20 protein-coding genes are annotated in these 20000 nt (G+C 70.7%); 3 read left to right on the top strand and 17 right to left on the bottom strand.

Features of this window, described 5'->3' with window-relative positions; all coding sequences use genetic code 11:
* Positions 1 to 22 precede the first annotated feature (22 nt).
* The 4 genes from murU to JR065_RS04025 form a co-directional block, all read right to left on the bottom strand.
* Complete coding sequence (murU, locus tag JR065_RS04040) at positions 23 to 769, bottom strand: N-acetylmuramate alpha-1-phosphate uridylyltransferase MurU (RefSeq protein ID WP_206232330.1); 747 nt, start codon at positions 767 to 769, stop codon at positions 23 to 25.
* Positions 766 to 1785: an aminoglycoside phosphotransferase family protein gene (locus tag JR065_RS04035; protein WP_206232328.1), complete on the bottom strand. Its 1020-nt coding sequence runs from the start codon at positions 1783 to 1785 to the stop codon at positions 766 to 768. Before JR065_RS04035 ends, murU begins: the two co-directional genes overlap by 4 nt.
* Positions 1786 to 1853: 68 nt before the next feature.
* Positions 1854 to 2123: a GlsB/YeaQ/YmgE family stress response membrane protein gene (locus JR065_RS04030; protein WP_206232327.1), complete on the bottom strand. Its 270-nt coding sequence runs from the start codon at positions 2121 to 2123 to the stop codon at positions 1854 to 1856.
* Between the two features lie 326 nt (positions 2124 to 2449).
* Positions 2450 to 3940, bottom strand: coding sequence for a M20 family metallopeptidase (locus JR065_RS04025; protein WP_206232325.1), 1491 nt, complete (start codon positions 3938 to 3940; stop codon positions 2450 to 2452).
* Between the two features lie 130 nt (positions 3941 to 4070).
* Here JR065_RS04025 and JR065_RS04020 point away from each other — a divergent pair, with 130 nt between their 5' ends.
* The 3 genes from JR065_RS04020 (at position 4071) to JR065_RS04010 (ending at position 6430) form a co-directional block, all read left to right on the top strand.
* The gene (locus JR065_RS04020) at positions 4071 to 4478 is read left to right on the top strand and encodes a ComEA family DNA-binding protein (protein ID WP_206232323.1); all 408 of its coding nucleotides are present in this window, start codon (positions 4071 to 4073) and stop codon (positions 4476 to 4478) included.
* Between the two features lie 487 nt (positions 4479 to 4965).
* Positions 4966 to 5574 (top strand): HutD/Ves family protein, encoded by a 609-nt coding sequence (locus tag JR065_RS04015; protein ID WP_206232532.1) that lies wholly within the window; start codon positions 4966 to 4968, stop codon positions 5572 to 5574.
* A 121-nt stretch (positions 5575 to 5695) separates the two neighbouring features.
* Positions 5696 to 6430, top strand: a complete 735-nt coding sequence (locus JR065_RS04010; protein ID WP_241093365.1) for a response regulator transcription factor — start codon at positions 5696 to 5698, stop codon at positions 6428 to 6430.
* A gap of 786 nt (positions 6431 to 7216) precedes the next feature.
* Here JR065_RS04010 and JR065_RS04005 read toward each other — a convergent pair.
* The 13 genes from JR065_RS04005 to sufC form a co-directional block, all read right to left on the bottom strand.
* Positions 7217 to 8854, bottom strand: a complete 1638-nt coding sequence (locus JR065_RS04005) for a sulfite reductase subunit alpha (RefSeq protein WP_206232320.1) — start codon at positions 8852 to 8854, stop codon at positions 7217 to 7219.
* On the bottom strand, positions 8851 to 9843 hold the full coding sequence (locus JR065_RS04000; RefSeq protein ID WP_206232319.1) for an FAD:protein FMN transferase: 993 nt from the start codon (positions 9841 to 9843) through the stop codon (positions 8851 to 8853). Before JR065_RS04000 ends, JR065_RS04005 begins: the two co-directional genes overlap by 4 nt.
* Positions 9840 to 9968: a hypothetical protein gene (locus JR065_RS21675; protein WP_277420123.1), complete on the bottom strand. Its 129-nt coding sequence runs from the start codon at positions 9966 to 9968 to the stop codon at positions 9840 to 9842. The genes JR065_RS04000 and JR065_RS21675 overlap by 4 nt, the downstream gene beginning before the upstream one ends.
* Positions 9969 to 10018: 50 nt before the next feature.
* Positions 10019 to 10825, bottom strand: a complete 807-nt coding sequence (locus JR065_RS03995) for a DUF4198 domain-containing protein (RefSeq protein WP_206232317.1) — start codon at positions 10823 to 10825, stop codon at positions 10019 to 10021.
* Positions 10826 to 10854: 29 nt separating this feature from the next.
* Positions 10855 to 11367 carry a DUF2271 domain-containing protein gene (locus JR065_RS03990; protein ID WP_206232315.1) on the bottom strand — a complete coding sequence of 171 codons (513 nt, stop codon included), beginning with the start codon at positions 11365 to 11367 and terminating at the stop codon, positions 10855 to 10857.
* A 28-nt stretch (positions 11368 to 11395) separates the two neighbouring features.
* Positions 11396 to 12070 (bottom strand): PepSY-associated TM helix domain-containing protein, encoded by a 675-nt coding sequence (locus JR065_RS03985; protein WP_206232313.1) that lies wholly within the window; start codon positions 12068 to 12070, stop codon positions 11396 to 11398.
* Positions 12071 to 12178: 108 nt separating this feature from the next.
* Positions 12179 to 12871, bottom strand: a complete 693-nt coding sequence (locus JR065_RS03980) for a Fe2+-dependent dioxygenase (protein ID WP_206232311.1) — start codon at positions 12869 to 12871, stop codon at positions 12179 to 12181.
* Between the two features lie 68 nt (positions 12872 to 12939).
* A complete protein-coding gene (locus JR065_RS03975; protein WP_206232308.1) occupies positions 12940 to 15246 on the bottom strand; it encodes a catecholate siderophore receptor Fiu in 2307 nt (768 codons plus the stop codon).
* A 290-nt stretch (positions 15247 to 15536) separates the two neighbouring features.
* Entirely contained in the window at positions 15537 to 15869 is a 333-nt protein-coding gene (locus JR065_RS03970) for a non-heme iron oxygenase ferredoxin subunit (RefSeq protein WP_206232307.1), read from the bottom strand.
* Complete coding sequence (locus tag JR065_RS03965; RefSeq protein WP_206232305.1) at positions 15866 to 16402, bottom strand: GNAT family N-acetyltransferase; 537 nt, start codon at positions 16400 to 16402, stop codon at positions 15866 to 15868. The genes JR065_RS03970 and JR065_RS03965 overlap by 4 nt, the downstream gene beginning before the upstream one ends.
* A gap of 161 nt (positions 16403 to 16563) precedes the next feature.
* A complete protein-coding gene (locus JR065_RS03960) occupies positions 16564 to 17814 on the bottom strand; it encodes a cysteine desulfurase (RefSeq protein WP_206232304.1) in 1251 nt (416 codons plus the stop codon).
* On the bottom strand, positions 17811 to 19073 hold the full coding sequence (sufD, locus tag JR065_RS03955; RefSeq protein WP_206232302.1) for a Fe-S cluster assembly protein SufD: 1263 nt from the start codon (positions 19071 to 19073) through the stop codon (positions 17811 to 17813). The genes JR065_RS03960 and sufD overlap by 4 nt, the downstream gene beginning before the upstream one ends.
* Complete coding sequence (gene sufC / locus JR065_RS03950) at positions 19070 to 19837, bottom strand: Fe-S cluster assembly ATPase SufC (protein ID WP_206232301.1); 768 nt, start codon at positions 19835 to 19837, stop codon at positions 19070 to 19072. Before sufC ends, sufD begins: the two co-directional genes overlap by 4 nt.
* Positions 19838 to 20000: the final 163 nt, after the last annotated feature.

Genomic DNA, 20000 nt, shown 5'->3' with positions numbered 1-20000 from the left:
CGGCATGGCTTCGCCTGTACGCTCAGCTTTTCCCGAGTCCCGAGTCCCGAGTCCCGAGTCCCGGCTCCCCCCCCAGCTCCCCTTCCAATTCCGCCAGCCGCTGCGGCGTGCCGACGTCGGTCCAGCGGCCGCGATGATGCAGGCCCCGGATCAGGCCGTCGGCCATGCGCGCGCGCAGGATCGGCGCCAGCGCGAAACGCGGCGGCGTGCCGTGCTCGGCGGGCGGCACGTCGAACGCCGCCGGCCAGTCGCGCAGCAGCGCCGGCCGGTACACGCCGATGCCGGCATAGGTCAGCAGCGGCGCGCCGTCGCTGCGTAGCGTGCCGTCGGCGTGCAGCGCGAAATCGCCGTGGCTGGCGTAGGCCGGCGGATCGACCATCGCCAGCTGCGCCAGGCCGTCCGGCGCCGGCGACAGCCGCGCGAAATCGAAGTCGGTCCAGATGTCGCCGTTGACCAGCAGGAATGGCGCCTCGTCGCCGAGCAGCGGCAGCGCGTGCAGCATGCCGCCGCCGGTTTCCAGCGGCGTGGCGCCTTCGTACGAATAGGCGATGCGCAGGCCGAACGCGGCGCCGTCGCCGAGCGCCTGCGGGAACTGCGCGGCCAGCCACGAGGTGTTGATCACCACCTCGCGCACGCCCAGCGCGGCCAGCTTGCGCAGGTGCCAGACGATCAGCGGCGTGCCGCCCACCGCCAGCAGCGGCTTGGGCGTGCGTTCGGTCAGCGGGCGCATGCGTTCGCCGAAACCGGCGGCGAAGATCAGCGCCTTCATGCCTGCGCCGCCGCGCGCTGCGCCAGGGCCGGCTTGATCCGCGCGTCCAGCAGCCACGCCAGCGGCTGCAGTTCGGGATGGCGCGGCAGCACCTCGTCCAGGTAGCCGATGAAGCGCGGCACGTTGGCCATGTACCAGGCCTTGCCGTCGCGGTGGTTCAGGCGCGAGAAGATGCCCAGGTTCTTCAGCTGGCGCTGCACGCCCATCCAGTCCGCGTCGCGCAGGAAGCGCGGCAACGGCGGCAGCGGTATCCCGGCCTGCGCGGCGCGCGCGTGGTAGCCGGCGAGCCAGGCGTCCACGCGCGCCAGCGGCCAGCTGACCGTGGTGTCCTTGAACAGGCTGATCGGATCGTAGGCCACCGGCCCGAGCACGCAGTCCTGGAAATCCAGCACCGCCGGGCCGTCGGCGACCGGCATCAGGTTGCGCGGCATGAAGTCGCGATGCACCAGCACGCGCGGCTGCGCCAGCGCGTTGTCCATCAGCCGGCGCTGGACCAGCTCCAGCGCGTCCAGTTCGGCGCAGTCCAGCTGCAGGCCCAGATGCCGGCGCAGGAACCATTCCTCGAACAGCCCCGCGTCGCGTTGCAGCAGCGCCTCGCCGAACACGCCCAGCTCCGGCGGCGGCGCGATCGCCTGCAGCCGCAGCAATTGCCCCAGCGCCGCGTCGAAGTGAACGTCGGCCGAGGCGTCGTCGAGCACCTGCGCCAGCGTCGGGCCGCCCAGGTCTTCGAGCAGCAGCAGGCCGGCGTCCGGATCGGCGGCCAGTATCGCCGGCACGCGCACGCCGCCTTGCCGCAACAGCGCGTGCATGCGCAGCCATGGGCGCACGTCCTCCAGGTCCGGCGGCGAATCCATCAGTATCCGGCTGGAGCCGCCGCCCTGGCTGCGCCAGTAGCTGCGGAAGCCGGCGTCGACCGAGGCGCGGTGCAGCGTCGCGCCGGCGTCGCCCAGCACGCTGCGCGCCCAGGCCAGGCGCAGGTCGGCGCGGGAGTCGGTGACGTCGGGAGTGGCACTCATCGGGAAGCCGGCGGTGGAACGGGCCGCACAGCGTAAACGCGCGGCCGCGGCGTGGCGAGCCGCCGCGCTCAGCGCTTGCCGAGGAACAGCCGCAGCACCGCCAGCAGGGCGATGGCGCCGAGCAGCGCGCCGAGGAAGCCAGCCGGTTCGCCGCGGCTGTACCAGCCCATGTAGTGGCCGAACCAGCCAGCCACCAGCGCGCCGGCGATGCCGAGCAATACGGTGAACAGGCAGCCGGAGCGGCCGCCGCTCGGGCCCAGGAAGCGCGCCAGCAGGCCGACCACGAATCCGACCAGGATGACGTACAGCCAGCTGTCGCTGCCGAACAGGTTGTGCATGGAGGCGTACCGAACGCGGAAGGTGAAGCGGATCGTGCCAGATCCGGACGCGGCGCGGCGTGCAGGCAGGCGCCGCCGGCGACGCGCTTAAGCGCCCGTGCAGGCGCGGCCGACCCCGCGCGGGGCGGCTATAACGCGATCGGATAGGCCACGCTGCGCTTGGGCGCGCCCGGTGCGGCGTCATCGCTCGGGTCTTATCTGCATAAGCTCCCTCGCTCTTGCTTGCACCGCACGCGCCCAAGCACGGCGTGGCCTATCCGATAGCGTTCACAGGCCCTAGTCCGACATCGAAGCGCGAAGCGGGCGCGGCCACCGCCGTCGCCCGCTCAGCAGCAGCCGTGGTCGCCGTGCTGCTCGCCGCCGGCCACCGCGGCGCTGCCGGTGGTCTCGCCGCGCACGCTGGCCGCGCGGTGCTCGGCGATGACCTTGGAGACGCACGCGGTCACCCGCTTGCCCATCGGGATGTGCAGGAACTCGTTCGGACCGTGCGCATTGGAATGCGGGCCAAGCACGCCGGTGATCATGAACTGCGCGCCGGGGAACTTCTCGCCGAGCATGCCCATGAACGGGATCGAGCCGCCTTCGCCCATGTACATCGCCGGCTTGCCGAACGCCGCCTGCGAGGCGGCCTCGATCGCGCCGGTCAGCCACGGCGACTGTGCCGGCGCGTTCCAGCCCGACGAGGATTTCTCCAGCGCCAGCGACACCTCGGCGCCGTAGGGCGGGTCGCGCAGCAGCACTTCCTTCAGCAGCTCGCCGGCGCGCTTGCCGTCCAGCGTCGGCGGCAGCCGCAGCGACAGCTTCACCGCGGTTTCCGGGCGCAGCACGTTGCCGGCCGAGGCCAGCGCCGGCAAGCCGTCGGCACCGGTCACCGACAGCGCAGGGCGCCAGGTGCGGTTGAGCACCAGTTCGGTCAGGTCCTCGTGCATCGGCGTCATCCCCGGCAGGAACGGGAACTTGCTGTAGACCTCATCGCCTAGCACCTCGGCGACCTTGCGCGCCTGCGCCAGGCGCTCGGCCGGGATGTCCGAATACAGGCCCTCGACGCGGATCTTGCCGGTGGTCTCGTCCTCCAGCCGGGACAGCAGCGCGCGCAGCACGCGGAAGCTGGACGGCACCACGCCGGACGCGTCGCCGGAGTGCACGCCCTCGCTGAGCACCTTGACGCTGAAGTTGCCGCCGGCCAGGCCGCGCAGCGACGTCGTGCACCACAGCTGCTCGTAGTTGCCGCAGCCCGAGTCCAGACACACCACCAGCGACGGCTTGCCGATGCGCGCGGCCAGGTGGTCGACATAGGCCGGCAGGTCGTAGCTGCCCGATTCCTCGCAGGCCTCGATCAGCACCACGCAGCGCGCATGCGGCACGCCCTGGTCCTGCAGCGCCTGGATCGCGGCCAGCGAGCCGAAGATCGCGTAGCCGTCGTCGGCGCCGCCGCGCCCGTACAGGCGGTCGCCCTTGAGCACCGGCGTCCAGGGACCCAGGTCGGCGTCCCAGCCGGTCATCTCCGGCTGCTTGTCCAGGTGGCCGTACAGCAGCACCGTGTCCTGGCCGGTCTCCGGCCCGCTGGCCGGCACCTCCAGGTAGATCAGCGGCGTACGGCCTTCCAGCCGCACCACCTCGACCTGCAGGCCCAGGATCGCCTGCGCGCGGGCCCAGCGCTCCATCAGCGCCACCGCATCGTCCATATAGCCATGGGCGACCCAATCGGTGTCGAACATCGGCGATTTGTTGGGGATACGGATGTAATCGACCAGTTGCGGGACGATGTCGTCGTCCCACTTCTCGCTCAGGAAACGGTCGATCTTGGCGCTGTCCATGGGCTGCTCCGATGCATGCATAAAGTGGATGCGCCCATTCTACGCCGCAGGGGCTTTGTAGGATTTTTCCTACACGGCTGCGCGCTGTTTACCTGCTGTTTTGCCGGCAGCCCGGCGATAGGCTGTACCCATGTGGCGAGCGATGCTTTCTACGCCGGCAGGAGTCGCCGGTGAAGATCTCATCCCAGCCACAAGGAGTGTTGCAATGCAGTCTTTTATCGTGACCCTGAAGTCTCTGGTCCTGATGTTGCTGCTGACCGGCTCGGCGTTCGCCGCCGACAAGGTCAACATCAATTCCGCTAGCGCAGCGGAGCTGGACCGGGTGTTGATGAATGTGGGGGCCTCCAAGGCCCAGGCGATCGTCGATTACCGACAGGCACACGGACCTTTCAAGAGCGTCGAGGACCTGGCGCTGGTGAAGGGAATCGGGCTCAAGACGGTCGAACGGAACCATGACCGGATCGAAGTGGGCGCCACGAAGGCACCCACGCAGACGGCCGCCAGGACGGCAGCCGCCAAGCCGGTGGAAAGGCGTTGAAGGGACAAGGGATACGGCTGGCGCTGGATGCGCGGTCGCGACCTCACTGAGCCAGGACGCACAGGGGGAAGGCAGGAAGCCGACAAGGAGGTACATCGTCGCCCGGTGTTGCACATTGACGTGCAGCCGGGCGATGTCTTTTGTGGGGCAGGGATTCGGGAGTGGGGATTCGGGATGGGCGCTTCGGCCTGTACGCCAGCGTCCATCGCGCAAGGCGTGACGCCATCGCCTCTGACCGCGTTCGGCACGGCCGAGCGCAGTAGCAGTCGCCGGACAGCGACCCGGTACCTGCCTGGCGTAGCCGGGGCGGAACTTCGGATTCGGGGGGCGAGGCTTCGGTGCCGGCGGGATGCGACATCGCGCCGTCTGCATGGGATCTCACGGGATCCGCCTCGTCGTTGGCCGGCGATTGGCCAGCGCCCTCCGCACCATCGATCGCCGCATGCGTTGCCGGTGCGCCTGCCCGCGATCATGCAAAAATGCATCGATGGACCTGAGCCACGTGCCTTCGCGGGTGATTCCCGCCAACGACTACCGCCGCGAACGCTGGCGCAACGGCCTGGGCTGGACCCGCGAGATCCTGCGGCTGCCGGCGCAGGGCGAGGACTGGCTGTTGCGGCTGTCGATCGCCGAGATCGAGCAGGATGCGGCGTTTTCGGCGTTCCCCGGAATAGAACGCGAGCTGGTGCTGCTTCGCGGCGCCGGTCTCCGGCTGCGTTTCGACGATGGCCAGACCCAGCTGCTCGAACCGCCCCACGACCGGTTCCGCTTCGCTGGCGAACGCGCGCTGGTCGGCGAACTGGTCGACGGCCCGACCCACGATTTCAACCTGATGTGGCGCCGCGACCGCCTGCGCGCGGAACTGCTGCATCGGCCGCTGGTCGGGCCGATGCTGTTCTTCGCCGACCCGGACGTCTGTTGGGCCGTTCATCTTCTGGCAGGGCAGGCGAGCTTCGACGTGGGGTCCGGATTGCCGCCGCTGGCGGCCGGCGACAGCGCCTGGTTGGCCGCGCCGGCCCGGCGGCGCTTCGCTTTGAGCGGTGGCGGTGAGCTGCTGGCGATCCGGATCGAGCAGCAACTCGCGCCTTCCGACTGACCCGAGGGACTGGTAGCGAAACGCTTGCGGCGTCGGCGCCTACCGCGTCCAATGCGCCAATGCGGCCATCCCGGAGCCGTGGATCGGAACGACACAGGTGGCCTCTGACAACAGCAGGTGGTTGGCGAAAGTCCTGGTAGTGGACGACGACGCGGCCTTGCGCGACCGGATCGGCGAATATCTGGCCCGTTTCAACTTGCAGGCGCACGCCGCCGACGACGGCGTGCAGATGTATGCGCGGCTGGCGGGCGAACGCTACGACGCGGTGCTGCTGCAGGCGAGCCTGGGCGGCGGCGAAGGACTGACCCTGTGCCGGCAGCTGCGCGACCGCGGCGGCATCGCGATCGTGATGATGTCCGACCATGCCGAGCCGGTGGATCGCGTCGTCGGCCTGGACCTGGGCGCGGACGACTATCTGAGCCGGCCGCTGGATCTGCGCGAACTGGTCGCGCGCCTGCACGCGGTGCTGCGGCGCACCCGCGCCGCCGCGGCCGCGGCCGCGGTGCCGGACGCCGGCGACGGCCGCTGGCAGGTCGACGCCTACCGGCATCAGGCCGTGGCGCCGGACGGCCGGGCCATCCCGTTGTCGCCGAGTGAGTTGCGCCTGATGGCGGTGTTCCTGGAGCAGCCCGGCAACGTGCTCAGCCGGCAGGACCTGCGCGCGGCGATCGGCGAGGGCGACAGCGCCGGCGGCAATGCCGGCACCGCCGGCAACGGCGGGCGCGGCATCGACCTGCAGGTGTCGCGGCTGCGGCAGAAGCTGGGCGACGATCCGCTGGTGCCGCAATGGATACGCACGGTCCGCGGCAAGGGCTACCTGTTCGAGCCGCAGCGCCAGGCGCCGCAGGGTCATTGAGCGCCTGGACGCGGGTGCCACCGGCATCGCGAGCGGTTGCAGCTGCGTTCCGCGCGGGCGTGCCATCCCTGTCGCAGGCGATGGCGATGGGACGGATCCCGCGCGCGGTCGACCATTTCCGTGCCGACGCGCGCATGCCGCTGCGGCCAGACGGCGCGCTGGCGAGTGGAGCCGCCGGCCACTGAGTTCATGGCTTCTCGCCGCCGCCTCCATGCGCGCAAGGCGCACGCATTGCAGTGAGTGCATCAAGCGCGCCGGGCGCTGTCGATGGCGACTATGGCGGGCTGGCGCGCTTCGAATGGCAGGCGCTGGCACGTGGTCGGCGCCTACCCGCCGGAGCTCGCGGACCGCTGCTGGTGAATCTTGCGTGCCGCTTGCGGGCGTGGTGGCAGGTTCGGTGCTTCGGGCACCGTGGTGGCCGCAGGCGGACGGTTCCAGTTCGAACGTCCAGTTCAAGCCGTCATAACGGCACGCAGCCGGCGTGCGTTGCTGGCGAAGTTGCGCTGGGCCAGTGCCGCAGCGACCACCGGGAATGTTTCGCCAGGCGCGCAGCAGGCAGCGGCGGCGCCGCTGTTCCGGACCGATGGATTGCCGCGATCGTGCTTTCCTGGCATGGGTGGGAGGGACTTCAGCCCCGACGGGCGGTACGAGCCGTGGGGACTGAAGGCTCTCCATGCATCCGCGCGTTGCGTCGAAGGTCTGCCCGGCCGGATGTCGGGTTTGCGCTCGATGCAGGACCGGCTCGCGCGGGCGCGGGGATATACCGGCCTTGCCGCCCGCCGGCCTTCAGTACACGTCGCGCCGGTAGCGGCCTTCCAGCAGCAGCGCTTCCTTGCCCAGGCGGCCGAGCACGTCCTCCAGGACCGCGTCCACGCCGGGCGCCATGCCGCGCAGGCTGCCGCACACGTAGATCGCCGCGCCTTGCGCGACCCAGTCCTGCAGTGCCGGCGCGGCGGCACGCAGCGCGTCCTGCACGTAGCGATGCGCGCCGCCGTCGCGCGAGAACACCGCGTCCAGCCGTTGCAGCGCGCCTTGCGCATGCCAGCGGCGCAGTTCCTCGCCGTAGTGGTCGTCGTGCGCGGCGTGGCGTTCGCCGTAGAGCAGCCAGTTGCGCGTGGCGCCGGCATCGATGCGCGCGCGCAGGTGCGCGCGCAGGCCGGCCACGCCGGTGCCGTTGCCGATCAGGATCAACGGCCGCGCGGGTTCGGGCGCGTGGAAATTCGGATTGCTGCGCAGGCGCAGCGCGATCGGGCCGCCGATCGGCGCCGCATCGCACAGCCAGCCGCTGGCCAGGCCCGGCGCGCCGTCGCTGCGGACGGTGCGGCGCACCAGCAGCTGCAGCGCACCGTCGCTCGGCATCGAGGCGATCGAATATTCGCGATGGGGCAGCGGGTGCAACTGCGCGCGCAGCGCGTCGGGCGCGAGGCCGCGCGCCTGCGCCGGATCGGGCAGATGGCTGCGCGCGAGCGACGCCGCCAGCGTGTCCGGCGCTTGCCCTGCGCGCTGCAGCGGGGTTTCGCCGTCCAGGCCGGCGGCCCGCAACCATGCGTCGACGTCGGCGGCGCCGTGGCAGGGGCCGATCTCGACCAGGTCTCCGGCCTCCCATGCCGGCAACGCGCCGTCGGCCGGGGCCAGCGCGAGCTGGAACACCGCCGCGCCGACGCTGCCCGGATTGAGCTGGCGGCGCTGCAGCAGGCGCCAGTGCTGGTAGACCGGCGGGCTCCAGTCCGGTTGTTCGCTGCCGCCGGCAAGCTGTCCGAGCAACTGTTGCCAGTGGCGCAGCGCGGCGTCGTCGGCGTTGTCCACCTCGACGCGGTCGAACAGCGGATGCGCGTCCTGCTGGCGCAGCCATGTGTCCAGGCGCCGGCCGAACGCGGCGTAGCGGTCGTAGCTGCGGTCGCCCAACGCCAGCACCGCATAGCGCAGCTGCGGCAGCGCCAGTTCGTGCGCCATCACCTGGCGCACGAACGGCAGCGCGTGGTCGGGCGCATCGCCTTCGCCGGTGGTGCTGACCACGAACAGGGCCTGGGTGGCGTCGGCCAGATCGCCGCTACCGACCTTGTGCAACGGCAGCACCCGCACCGCCTGGCCGGCCGCGCGCAGCGCGTCGGCGCTGCGCAGGGCGATCTGCTGGGCGAAGCCGGTCTGGCTGGCCCAGGCCAGCAGCAGCGGGGTGCCGCCCGCGCGATCCGCGCCGTGCCGGCGCTCGCGTGTGCGCCACCACAGGCCCAGGCAGCCGGCGGCGTAGAGCGCCAGCGCCAGCGCGGCCAGCACGCTGCGCTGCCGCGGCGGCGCGCCGTTCCACCACGGTTGCGGATGCAGCCGCAACAGCGCGTAGGCGATCGCCGCAAGCAGGACGATCACCGCGAACTGCCCGAGCGCGTTCCAGCCGCGGCGCGGGCGTGGCGAGGCCGGCCGGTTCATGCGTCGAGCAGGCGCGCGAAGGCCGCGCTCATCCGTTCCTGCACGCCGCCGTCCTCGCGCAGCAGGAAACGCACCGCCAGCTGCTCGCGCTCGGCGCAGGCCAGGCCGGCGTCCGCGCCGAGAACGGTCAGTGCGGTCGCCCATGCATCGGCATGCATGGCATCTCCGGCGACGACGCTGACCGCAGCGGGCGCCGCGGCGACCGGCGCGCCGGTGCGCGGATCCAGGGTATGGCTGTAGCGCCTGCCGTCCTGCTCGAAGCGGTGCCAGCGGTCGCCCGAGGTGGCGACCGCCAGGCCGTCGAGCGCGATCACCCTGGGCGGCGTCGGCGCCCGTGCGTCCTCGTCCGGCGCCGATTCGACCAGTACCCGCCACGGCTCGCCGTCGGGCTTGCGCCCGTAGCCGAACAGTTCGCCGCCGACCTCGACCAGCGCGCCGGCGACGCCGTGTTCGCGCAGCGCGGCGGCGGCACGGTCCACGCCATAGCCCTTGGCGATCGCCGACAGGTCGAGCTGCAGGCCGCCGGGCTGGCGCAGCATTGCCTCGCCGGCCTCCCAGTGCAGCCGCCGCCAGCCGGCGGTGGCGCGGGCCCGGCTGGTTTCTTCGGCCTGCGGCACGCGCTGCGCGGCGGCACCGGCGCCGAACCCCCACAGCGCCACCAAGCGGCCGACCGTCGGGTCGAACGCGCCGTCGCTGCGCCGGGCCACGTCCAGCGCGCAGCGCAGCACATCGCCGAACTCGCCCGGCAGCGGCTGCGCGCTGCCGGGCGCGGCGCGGTTGTAGCGGCTGATGTCCGAGTCCGGTTCCCAGGTACTCATCTGCGCGACCACCCGGTCCAGCTGCGCCTGGACCGCCGCATGCAGCGGGTGCAGGTCGCGCCGCCGGCGCACGACCAGCCTGGCGCTCCAGGTGGTGCCCATGGTCTGCCCGCCGAGTGTGGCGATCTCGGTATCGGCGTCGGCCGCGACGGGGGTGGACGCAGGCGTCATCGCCGCTCCACGCCACGCCCGATGCGCAGCGGATGCACGGCCACGCCGCCAGCCAGCACGATCATCCAGCGCGCATCGGCGCGCCGCCGCACGCCGGCCGCGCGCGCGGCGGCACTCGCCGCCATCGCCGCGTATCCGGCGGTGGCGCGCGGTCCGCCGCTGGCCCGCGCCGGCGTCACTGCGGCAGCACTTCCAGCGTCGCCACGTAGCTGAGCCGGCGCTGCTTGGCCTGCGGCAGCGAGGTCTTGGCATCCTCGCTGGCGGTTTCCAGCCAGTACATGCCCGCTTCCGGCCAGGTCACGCTGAAACCGCCCTGCGCATCGGTGGTGAGCTTGATCTCGTCCTGGCCGTTGCGATAGCGCGTGCCGCCGCGCACGATCTCCACCGCCAGCCCGGCCGCCGGCTTGCCGTCGATCTGCAGCTTGAACGAGGCCTTCTCGCCGGCGAACAGGTCGTTGGGGTGGGTCACCGGCACCAGTTCCAGGCCCTGGCCGCTGGGGGTGAGCGCGGTCTGGTTCGGCGCGCCGTTGGTGACGAAGGTCTCCACCCGGCCGAGCGACTGCGTCACTTCCAGGCCCTGCGCGTTCTTCGGCACTTCGCTGGCGAAGCCGGCGGCGTTGCCGCGCCAGCGCTTGCGCTGGCCGTTCTCGGTCCAGTTGGCGAACAGCCCGTTGTTGACCAGCGCCAGGCGGTAGGTGCCGGCCTGCTTCAGCTCCACGTCGAACACGCTGCGGAACTTGCCGGTGGCCGGGTTCTGCGCCTGCACGGCGCTGCCGTCGGGCGCGGTGATGGCCAGGTTGTCCAGGCGCAGCGGCACGTGGTTGAAGTAGAACAGGTCGTTGGAGACCGCCGCGTCCACGGTGATCCACGGCTGGGTGCCGGCGACGACGGTCTGCGACGGCAGCAGCCACAGCTTGTGGGCGAGGGCGGAGAACGGCAGCGCGGCGGCGATCGCCACGGCCAGTACGAGGGAACGCTTCATCATCCGGGTGCTCCTGGGGAATGGGGGTTTCACGGCTTGGCGGTCAGGCTGACCGCGCCGAGTTCGCTGCTGCCCTGGGCCTTGCCCGACTGCGCGGTCCTGGCCGGCCAGGCGAAGGGGATCTTCAGCAGTTCGCGGCCGCCGACTTCGCGCGCGGCCTCGACCACCAGCGTGTACTGGCCCGGCGCCAGGCCCTTGAGCTGCTGCGCGTCGGTGAACGCCAGCGCGTGCTTGCCGGCCGGGCGGGTCGGGCCGCTGACGCCGTCCACCGGCATCTGCAGCGTGCGCCCGCTGCGCCGCCACCACTGTCGCAGGTCCGGCAGCCACTTGGTGCCGTGGCCTTCTGCGCTGTCCTTGGACTGGTACCAGACCGCCAGGTTGCGCGCGACCTGCTGGTCGGCGCCTTCCACCCAGATCGCGACATAGGGGCGGTGGTATTCGGCGACGTTGAGCTTGGGGATCTCTACCTCTAGCTCCAGCGTGGCCGCGTAGGCCGGCATCGTCAGCAGGCCGCTCAGGGCGATGGTCAAGGTGGCGCGCATGCGGGTCTCCGTGGGTGGGCAGGAAGGGTCAATGGATCAGCAGCAGGGCGATCAGCAGCGGGATCAGCAGCCCCAGTCCGACCAGCGGCCAGGTCAGCCGCCGCTGCCGCGCGTGCAGCTGCAGCAGGAACAGGCCGGTGATGCAGAACACGGTGCAGGCCACCGCGAACACGTCGATGAACCAGCCCCAGGCCGGGCCGGCGTTGCGGCCCTTGTGCAGGTCGTTGAAATAGGAGATCCAGCCGCGCTCGGTGCGCTCGTATTCCACCGCGCCGCTGCCGCGGTCGATGCTCAGCCATGCGTCGGTGCCGGGGCCGGGCATCGCCAGGTAGACCTCCTCGGCTGACCATTCCGCCTCGCGCCGGCCGATGCCCAGCCCCAGCTCGCGTTCCAGCCATGCCGACACCGGGCGCGGCAACGGCGCCTGGCCGTCGGCGCGCGCGCCGAGCCGCGGCAGCAGCGAGGCCGGCAGTTGCGCGGTGCGGTTGAGCACCTGCGGGCTGGCCTCGATGCGTGCGGCGTGGTTGAGGGTGAGCCCGGTGGCGGCGAACGCCAGCATGCCGACCAGGCACACCGCCGAACTGATCCAGTGCCACTGGTGCAGCGTGCGCAGCCAGAAGCCGCGGCGCTGCTGCGCCGTGGCCGGATCGGGAGAGGAGGAGTCGGACAACGCGGCAGTCGAGTGGGCGAGGGCGGTTTGCATTCTACATAGATGAGAATTAGTCGCAATTGCGGCCGGGCGCTGCGGCAGGCGGCCTGCGCGCCGTTGCGGTCGGAAACGCCCCGGCGCCGGATACGCCGCCGCGGCGGGTCAGGTCTCGGACCAGTCGCGCAGCAGGTTGTGGTAGACGTTGGTCAGCCGCAGCAGCGATGCGCTGTCGGCGCTGGTCGCGGTCAGCGCCTGGATCGAGGTGTCCAGTTCCAACAGCAGCTGCCGGCGGCCGGCGTCGCGCACCAGGCTCTGTACCCAGAAGAACGAGGCCAGCCGCGCGCCGCGGGTGACCGGGAGCACGCGGTGCAGGCTGCTGGACGGATACAGGATCAGGTCGCCGGCCGGCAGTTTCACTTCGTGCTCGCCGTAGGTGTCGCTGACGACCAGTTCGCCGCCATCGTAGTCCTGCGGCGCGGACAGGAACAGGGTGCAGGAGATGTCGGTGCGCAGGGTCAGCGCCGGCTGGGTGGCGGTGGCCGCCAGGGTCATCACCGCGCCATCGACGTGGAAGCCGTATTCGCCGCCGCCCTCGTAGCGGTTGAAGCGTGGCGGGATCGTGCGCAGCGGCAATGCCGCGGCGAAGTACAGCGGGCTGCGCGCCAGCGCGTTGAGCACCGCCTTACCGAGTTCGTGCTTCAGCGGCGAGGCGTCGGGCAACTGCAGGTTGCGCTTGACCTGCGCGCCCTGCGCGCCGACCGTCTCGCGGCCGTCGGTCCAGTCGGCGCCGTCGAGCGCCTGGCGCATGCGCGCCACTTCGTCGGCGCTCAGGATGTCGGGGATGTGCAGCAGCATGGGGCGCTCCGGCAATGGCCGCCTTCCGGCGGGGAAGGCGGCCATGCCCGTCGGTGGCGAAGCCGCGGTCAGAACTTGAGGTTGGCGGTCAGCAGCGCCGAGCGCGGGGCGCCGGGCGTGTAGCGGAAGCCGCTCTTGTTGATACCGGCGACGTAGTCCTTGTCGAACACGTTGTACACGTTCAGGCGCAGATCGAAGTGGTCGTTGATGGGATAGCTCAGCACCGCGTCCCATACGGTATACGACTTCACGAACGCCGGCGTGCCCACCGCGCCGTCGGTGCCGCGCTTCATTTCGCCGGAGTAGCGTGCGCCGCCGCCGACGGTCAGGCCGAACGGCAGGGTGTAGGTGCTCCACGCGGTGAACGCGCTGTCCGGCGTATAGGCCAGATCCCGGCTGCCATCCTGCGACACGTTGGCGCCTTCCTTCACCTGCGCGTCCAGCTTGGTGTAGCCGGCGGAGACCGACCAGTTGTCGCTGAGCTTGCCCACCGCTGACAGCTCCACGCCCTGCACCCGCTTCTCGCCGCTCTGGTAGAAGAGCCCGTCGCTGCCCTGCGCGATCTCATTGGTGACGTCGGTGCGGAACAGCGCCATGGTCACGAACAGGTCGTCGCCGAGGAAGTTCCACTTGGTGCCGACCTCGGCGGTCTTGGCCTTCTGCGGGTCGAAGGTGGGGTTGTTGGCGTTGTTGGCCGATGCGCTCAGCTCCAGCGAACTGCCGCCGGGCGGCTGCTGCGAGGTCGCGTAGTTGGCGTACAGGCTGATGTTGTCGGCCGCCTTGTAGACCGCGCCGAGCTTCCAGCTGAACAACGTGTCGGAGACCTCGGTGTCCACGCCGACCGCGGTGGTGCAGGGCACGGCGGTGGCCGTGGCGGTGGTGCAGGTCAGGCTCTCGAAGTCGGTCTCGTAGCGGTCCACGCGCACGCCGGCGGTCAGCAGGAAACTCTCACCGAACTTCAGCGTGTCGAAGGCGTAGGCCGAGAACGTGGTGGTGGTGCCCTTGCTGTGGGCGCCGTTGCGCGCGGTCGCCAGCGGCGTGGTGTTCCAGTCCGGGGCGTAGACGTTGGCCGGGTTGGCGGCCAGCCAGGCGGCGCGGCCGACGATGTTGTGGCCCCAGCTCTCCAGTTCCTCGCGCGCGACTTCCACGCCGGTGCTGAGGTTGTGCCGCACCGCGCCGGTGGCGAAGTCCACGCGCAGGTTCAACTGGTCGGTGGCGATGGTGTACTGCTGGTCCTTGAACGTGGGCAGGCTGCGCGCCACGGTCCAGGTCGAGGTGTCGCCGGGGTTGGGCGTGCGCAGGTTGGCGGTGTTGGGCATGAACGCGAACAGCAGGTAGTCCTGCTCGTTGCGGCCCCAGCGCGCGGTGTTGGTCAGCTTGACCGTCTCGGAGAAGTCGTGCTCGAAGCGGAACGTGGCCATCTTCGCGGTCACGTCGTCGTGGTCGTAGCGGGTGCCGTAGAAGTTCTCGCTGTCCACGCGCGGGGCGGTGGACAGCCACGGACGCGCGGGGTCGGGCGAGGAGTAGCCGGGCAGGCCGAGGGTCGGCACGCCGCCGTCGGGCACGTTGTCCTGCTTCACGTACAGCAGGTCGAGGAAATAGCGGGTGTCGCTGTCGAGCCCGAAGCCCAGCGACGAGGCCACGCCCCAGCGCTTGTTGTTGACGTGGTCGCGGCCGATCGCATCGCTGTCCTGGCCCATGACGTTCACCCGCAGCGCGCTGCTGGCGCCGAGGGTCTGGTTCCAGTCCGCGGTCACCCGGCGCTGGTCGTCGGTGCCGCCGGACAGCGCCGCGCTCACCGCGTCGGTGGTGTACGCCTGCTTGGTCACCAGGTTGATCGCGCCGGTCGGCGCGCTGCGGCCGTTGTCGGTGCCGGCCGGGCCCTTCTCGACCTCGATCTGCTCGATGTTGAAGACGTCGCGCGAGATCGAGCCGAGGTCGCGCACGCCGTCGACGAAGATGCTGCTGGAGCTGTCGAAGCCGCGCATGTAGATCGCATCGCCGGTGGTGGTGTTGCCGTTCTCGCCGACGTAGAAGGTGCCCACGCCCGGGCTGTTGCGCAGCGCCTCGGTGAGCGTGGTGGCGCCCTGTTCGGTGAACAGGTCCTTGCTGATCACGGTGATCGTCTGCGGCGTGTCGAGCAACGGCTGGGTGAACTTCGGCGAGGCCGGCGCTTCCACCAGGTAGCGCTTGGCGCGCTGGGCCTCCACGTCGACCTTGTCGAGCGTGGTCGGCTGGTCGGCGGCCGCGGCATCGGCGGCGAGCGCGGGGGAGGAGAGCAGGCTCAGGCCGCCCAGCAGCGCGGCGGCGGTGAGGGTCTGCGCGGACACCTGGCGGGAAGCGGCGTGCTTGCGGCTCTTGATCGGGGTGGTCATTGACGGTTCGGCCATGCGGGAAAGGAGGGAGGACTGCCGCGCGACCAGGGACACCCGCTCGTGAGAGGGCAGGGCCGCCGCTGGATCGAACGGGCGCCAGACGAACTGGCTGCCTCTGGCCGCGGAATGCGGTCATCCCGCCTATTTCGACGCAAATGCGAATTATTTGCAATACCTTTCGTAACATTGCGTCACACGACGGCAATTCCCGTCATCGAACGGCGCGCAAAAAGCTGCTCTTCAGGTCCCGAAAGGATGGGAAGCGCTGGATCAATCCGCTGCGCAGGCTGTCAGCCGCGGTCGTCGCGGGTCCAGATCCCGCCATGTTCGGACTTGACCGGGAACTTGGGCACCGGGCTGTAGGCCGGGGCGCACAGCGGGCGCCCGTCGCGGATGTCGAAGCGCGCGCCGTGCAGCACGCATTCGATGCTGCCCTCGGCGGGGTCGAAGCTGCCCGGCGACAGTTCGTAGTCCTCGTGGCTGCAGCGGTCCTCCAGCGCGTAGAACGTGCCGTCGAAGTTGAACACCACGATCGGCGTGGCGGTGACCTCGTCCCACACCGTCTTCATCTCGCCGGGCAGCAGTTCGCCGTCGGCGCAGACGAAGGTCCAGGCCTCGCTCATGCCGCGCCGCCCAGCGGCTTCTCCAGCACCTCGAAGCGCAGGTCGTCGCGCTTGGGGGTGCCGAAACGTTCGTCGCCGTAGGGGAACGGCTTCTTGATGCCGGTGCGGCGGTAGCCGCGGCGCTCGTAGAACGCAATCAGTTCCTCGCGCAGGTCGATCACCGTCATCTGTATCGCCGGCAGCTTCCATTCCTGCCAGGCGATGCGCTCGGCTTCGGCGAGCACGGTCTTGCCCAGGCCGTCGCCCTGCGCCTGCGGCAGCACCGAGAACATGCCGAAGTAGCCCATGCCCTGCGCGTCGGCGATGTGCGCGCAAGCGACCAGTTCGCCATCGCGCTCGGCCAGCAGCACCAGGCTGCGCGGGCGCAGGATGTCCTCGCGCAGCACCTGGGGGTCGATGCGGTTGCCGTCGAGCAGGTCGGCCTCGGTGGTCCAGCCCACGCGGCTGCTGTCGCCACGATAGGCGGCGGTGACCAGGGCGGCGATGGCGTCGATGTCGTCGACGGTGGCGGTGCGGAAGGTTAGGGTTTGCATGGGGGGATTTTATGTCAGGGAACGGGGCTCGGGACTGGGGACTCGGGACTCGATTCAAGAATCCCTGCGACATTGTCGCGCGTGCCCAGTGCAGACCGTTCTCCGGTTGCAAAGTGCTGCTTTTCCGAGTCCCGAGTCCCGAGTCCCGGGTCCCGAACAAATCAGCCCAACAACTTCCGCACCTTCAGCAACGCCGCCACGAAGCGCTCGATCTCCGCATGCGTGTTGTAGAACGCCAGCGACGCGCGGCAGGTGGCGGCCACGCCGTAGAACTGCAGCAGCGGGTGCGCGCAGTGCTGGCCGGAGCGCACCGCCACGCCTTCCAGGTCGAGCAGGGTGGCCAGGTCGTGCGCGTGCGCGCCCTCGACCAGGAACGACACCACCGCGGCCTTGCCCGGCGCGGTGCCGAAGATGCGCAGACCGTCGACCTGCTGCAGTTCCTCGGTGAAATGCGCCAGCAGTTCGGCCTCGCGCGCTTCCACCTGTTCCAGGCCCAGCGCGGTCAGGTAGTCCACCGCCGCGCCCAGGCCGACGAAGCCGGCGATGTTCGGCGTGCCGGCCTCGAACTTGTGCGGCGGGTCGTTGAATACGGTGCCGTCGAAGCTGACTTCCTTGATCATCTCGCCGCCGCCGATGAACGGCGGCATCGCCTGCAGGTGCTCGCGCCGCGCCCACAGCGCGCCGGTGCCGGTGGGGCCGCACATCTTGTGCCCGGTGATGGCGTAGAAGTCACAGCCGATCGCGGCCACGTCCAGCTTGCGGTGCGGCGCGGCCTGCGAGCCGTCGATGACGCTGACGATGCCGCGCTTGCGCGCCTCGCGGCAGATCTCGCGCACCGGGTTGACCGTGCCCAGCACGTTGGAGACGTGGGTCAGCGCCAGCAGCTTCACGTCCGGGGTCATCGCCGCGCGCAGCGCGTCCAGGTCCAGCGCGCCGTCGGCGGTGATCTCGGCGACCTTGATCGTGGCGCCGGTGCGCTGCGCGACCAGTTGCCACGGCACGATGTTGGCGTGGTGTTCCATCCGCGACACCAGGATGCTGTCGCCGGCCTTCAGCCGCGGCAGCGCCCACGAGTAGGCCACCAGGTTGAGCGCGAAGGTGGTGCCGCTGCACAGCACCAGTTCGTCGGCGCGCACGTTGAGGAAGCGCGCCAGCTTGTTGCGCGCGCCCTCATAGGCGTCGGTGGCCTCGGTGCCGAGCGCATGCACCGCGCGGCTGACGTTGGCGTTGTAGCGCCGGTAGAACTCGTCCAGCGCGGCGATCACCTGCAGCGGCTTCTGCCCGGTATTGGCGTTGTCGAAATAGATCAGCGGCTTGCCGTGGACCTGCCGCATCAGCAGCGGGAAGTCGGTGCGCACCTTGTCCCAGTCCGGCGCCTGGTTCGGCTGCGCCTGGGTGGCCACGCCGCTCATGCCACGCCCGCGGCGGCGAGCGCCTGGTCCAGCCGCGCGACCAGGAACTCGGCCAGCGGCGCATCGAGCACGCGCAGCGGCTCGTGGCAGAACGCGGCGGTCAGCAGCTGTTGCGCGCGTTCGCGCGGCAGACCGCGCGAACGCAGGTAGAACAACGCGTTGCTGTCCAGCTGGCCGACGGTGGCGCCGTGCGCGGCCTTGACCTCGTCGGCGTCGATCACCAGCACCGGCTGGGTGTCGATCTCGGCGTCGGCCGACAGCAGCAGGTTCTTGTTCGACAGGTTGGCATCGCTGCCGTCGGCGCCCTGGCGGATATGGATGCCGCCATGGAACACCACCCGGCTGCGCGCCGCGGCCGCGCCGCGCCACAGCAGCTCGCAGGCGGTGTCGCGGGCGATGTGCTCGATGCCCAGCCGCGTGTCGACGTGGCGGCGGCCGTTGCCCAGCAGCACGCCATTGGCGGTGAGCCGCGCGTTGTCGCCTTCCAGGCGCACGTTGAGCTCGTGCCGCGACAGCGCCGCGCCCAGCTCCAGGTCGATGCGGCGGTACTGCGTTTCGCGTGCCAGCACCGCGTCGGTGCGCAGCAGCGCGGTGATGGCGGACGCGTCGGCCTGCACCCGCGCGTGGGTCAGCTGCGCGCCGGCGGCCAGGTGCACGTGCGCCAGGGTGTTGCTCAGGTGCGCCGCGTCGCCGGCGTGCAGGTGGTGCTCGACCAGCGACAGCGACGCGTCCTGGCGCAGTTCGATCAGGTGGCGATGGTGCCAGGCATGGTCGCCATCGCCGGCGGTGGAGACGAACACCAGGTGCAGCGGCAGCGCCACGGCGACGCCGGCGTCCACCCGCAACACCACGCCTTCGTCGGCCAGCGCGGCGTTGAGCTGGGCGAACACCTCGTCGCTGCGCTCGAAACGGCGGCCGAGGAAGCGCATCGCGTCGTCGCCGCTGCGCAGGATCGCCGACAGGCGCTGCAGTTCGACCCCGGCCGGCAGCTCGCGCAGGTCGCTCAGCGCGTCGCTGGCGCGGCCGTTGACGAACACCAGCCGCGGCGCGGGAATGCCGTCGACGATGGAAGCGTCCACGTCCGCCGCCGCGCCTGGCGCGGGGCTGAAGCTGCGCCGCTCCAGCGCGCGCAGCGAGGTGTATTTCCACGCTTCGCTGCGCGGGCCGGGCAGGCCTTCGCGCAGCGCCTGTTCCAGCGGCGCGCGGCGCGCGCCGTCGCCGTGGAAGGCGGCGGTCAGGGAGTCGAGCAGGGCGCTCATCGGACCGCCGCCTCCGGCGCCACGCGGTCCTTCAACCAGGCGTAGCCGTGCGCTTCCAGCTCCAGCGCCAGCTCCGCGCCGCCGGTCTGCACGATGCGGCCGTCGGCCAGCACGTGCACCACGTCCGGCTTGATGTAGTCGAGCAGGCGCTGGTAGTGGGTGATGACCAGGAACGCACGGTCGGGCGAGCGCAGCGCGTTGACGCCTTCGGCGACGGTCTTGAGCGCGTCGATGTCCAGGCCGCTGTCGGTTTCGTCGAGGATCGCCAGCTTCGGCTCCAGTACCGCCAGCTGGAAGATCTCGTTGCGCTTCTTCTCGCCGCCGGAGAAGCCTTCGTTGACGCCGCGATGCAGCAGCTCGTCCTTCAGGTGCAGCACGGCCAGCTTCTGCCGCACCAGCTTCAGGAACTGCATCGAGTCCAGCTCGGCCTCGCCGCGCGCCTTGCGCTGGGCGTTGAGCGCGGCGCGCAGGAAATAGGTGTTGTTGACGCCGGGGATCTCCACCGGGTACTGGAAGGCCAGGAACAGGCCGGCGGCGGCGCGTTCCTCCGGTTCCAGGTCCAGCAGGTCGGCGCCTTCGAAGCGCACGCTGCCTTCGGTCACTTCGTAGCCGTCGCGGCCGGCGAGGATGTTGCCCAGCGTGGACTTGCCGGCGCCATTCGGGCCCATGATGGCGTGCACTTCGCCGGGCTTCACGTCCAGCGACAGGCCCTTGAGGATTTCTTTGCCGGCGACGCTGGCGTGGAGGTTTTCGATAGTGAGCATGAAGAGGGTCCGTCGGAATTCTGTAGATAGCCCCTCTCCTGCCGGGAGAGGGGTTGGGGTGAGGGTGCGGGCGAAGCCTCATGGAATTCAGGTGCACGAGGCTTCGCCCGTACCCTCATCCGGCGCTTCGCGCCACCTTCTCCCGATGGGAGAAGGGAATCTG

It is taken from the genome of Xanthomonas sp., from assembly GCF_017163755.1.
Lineage (GTDB): Bacteria > Pseudomonadota > Gammaproteobacteria > Xanthomonadales > Xanthomonadaceae > Xanthomonas_A.
This window is presented reverse-complemented; position numbering and strand designations above follow the sequence as displayed.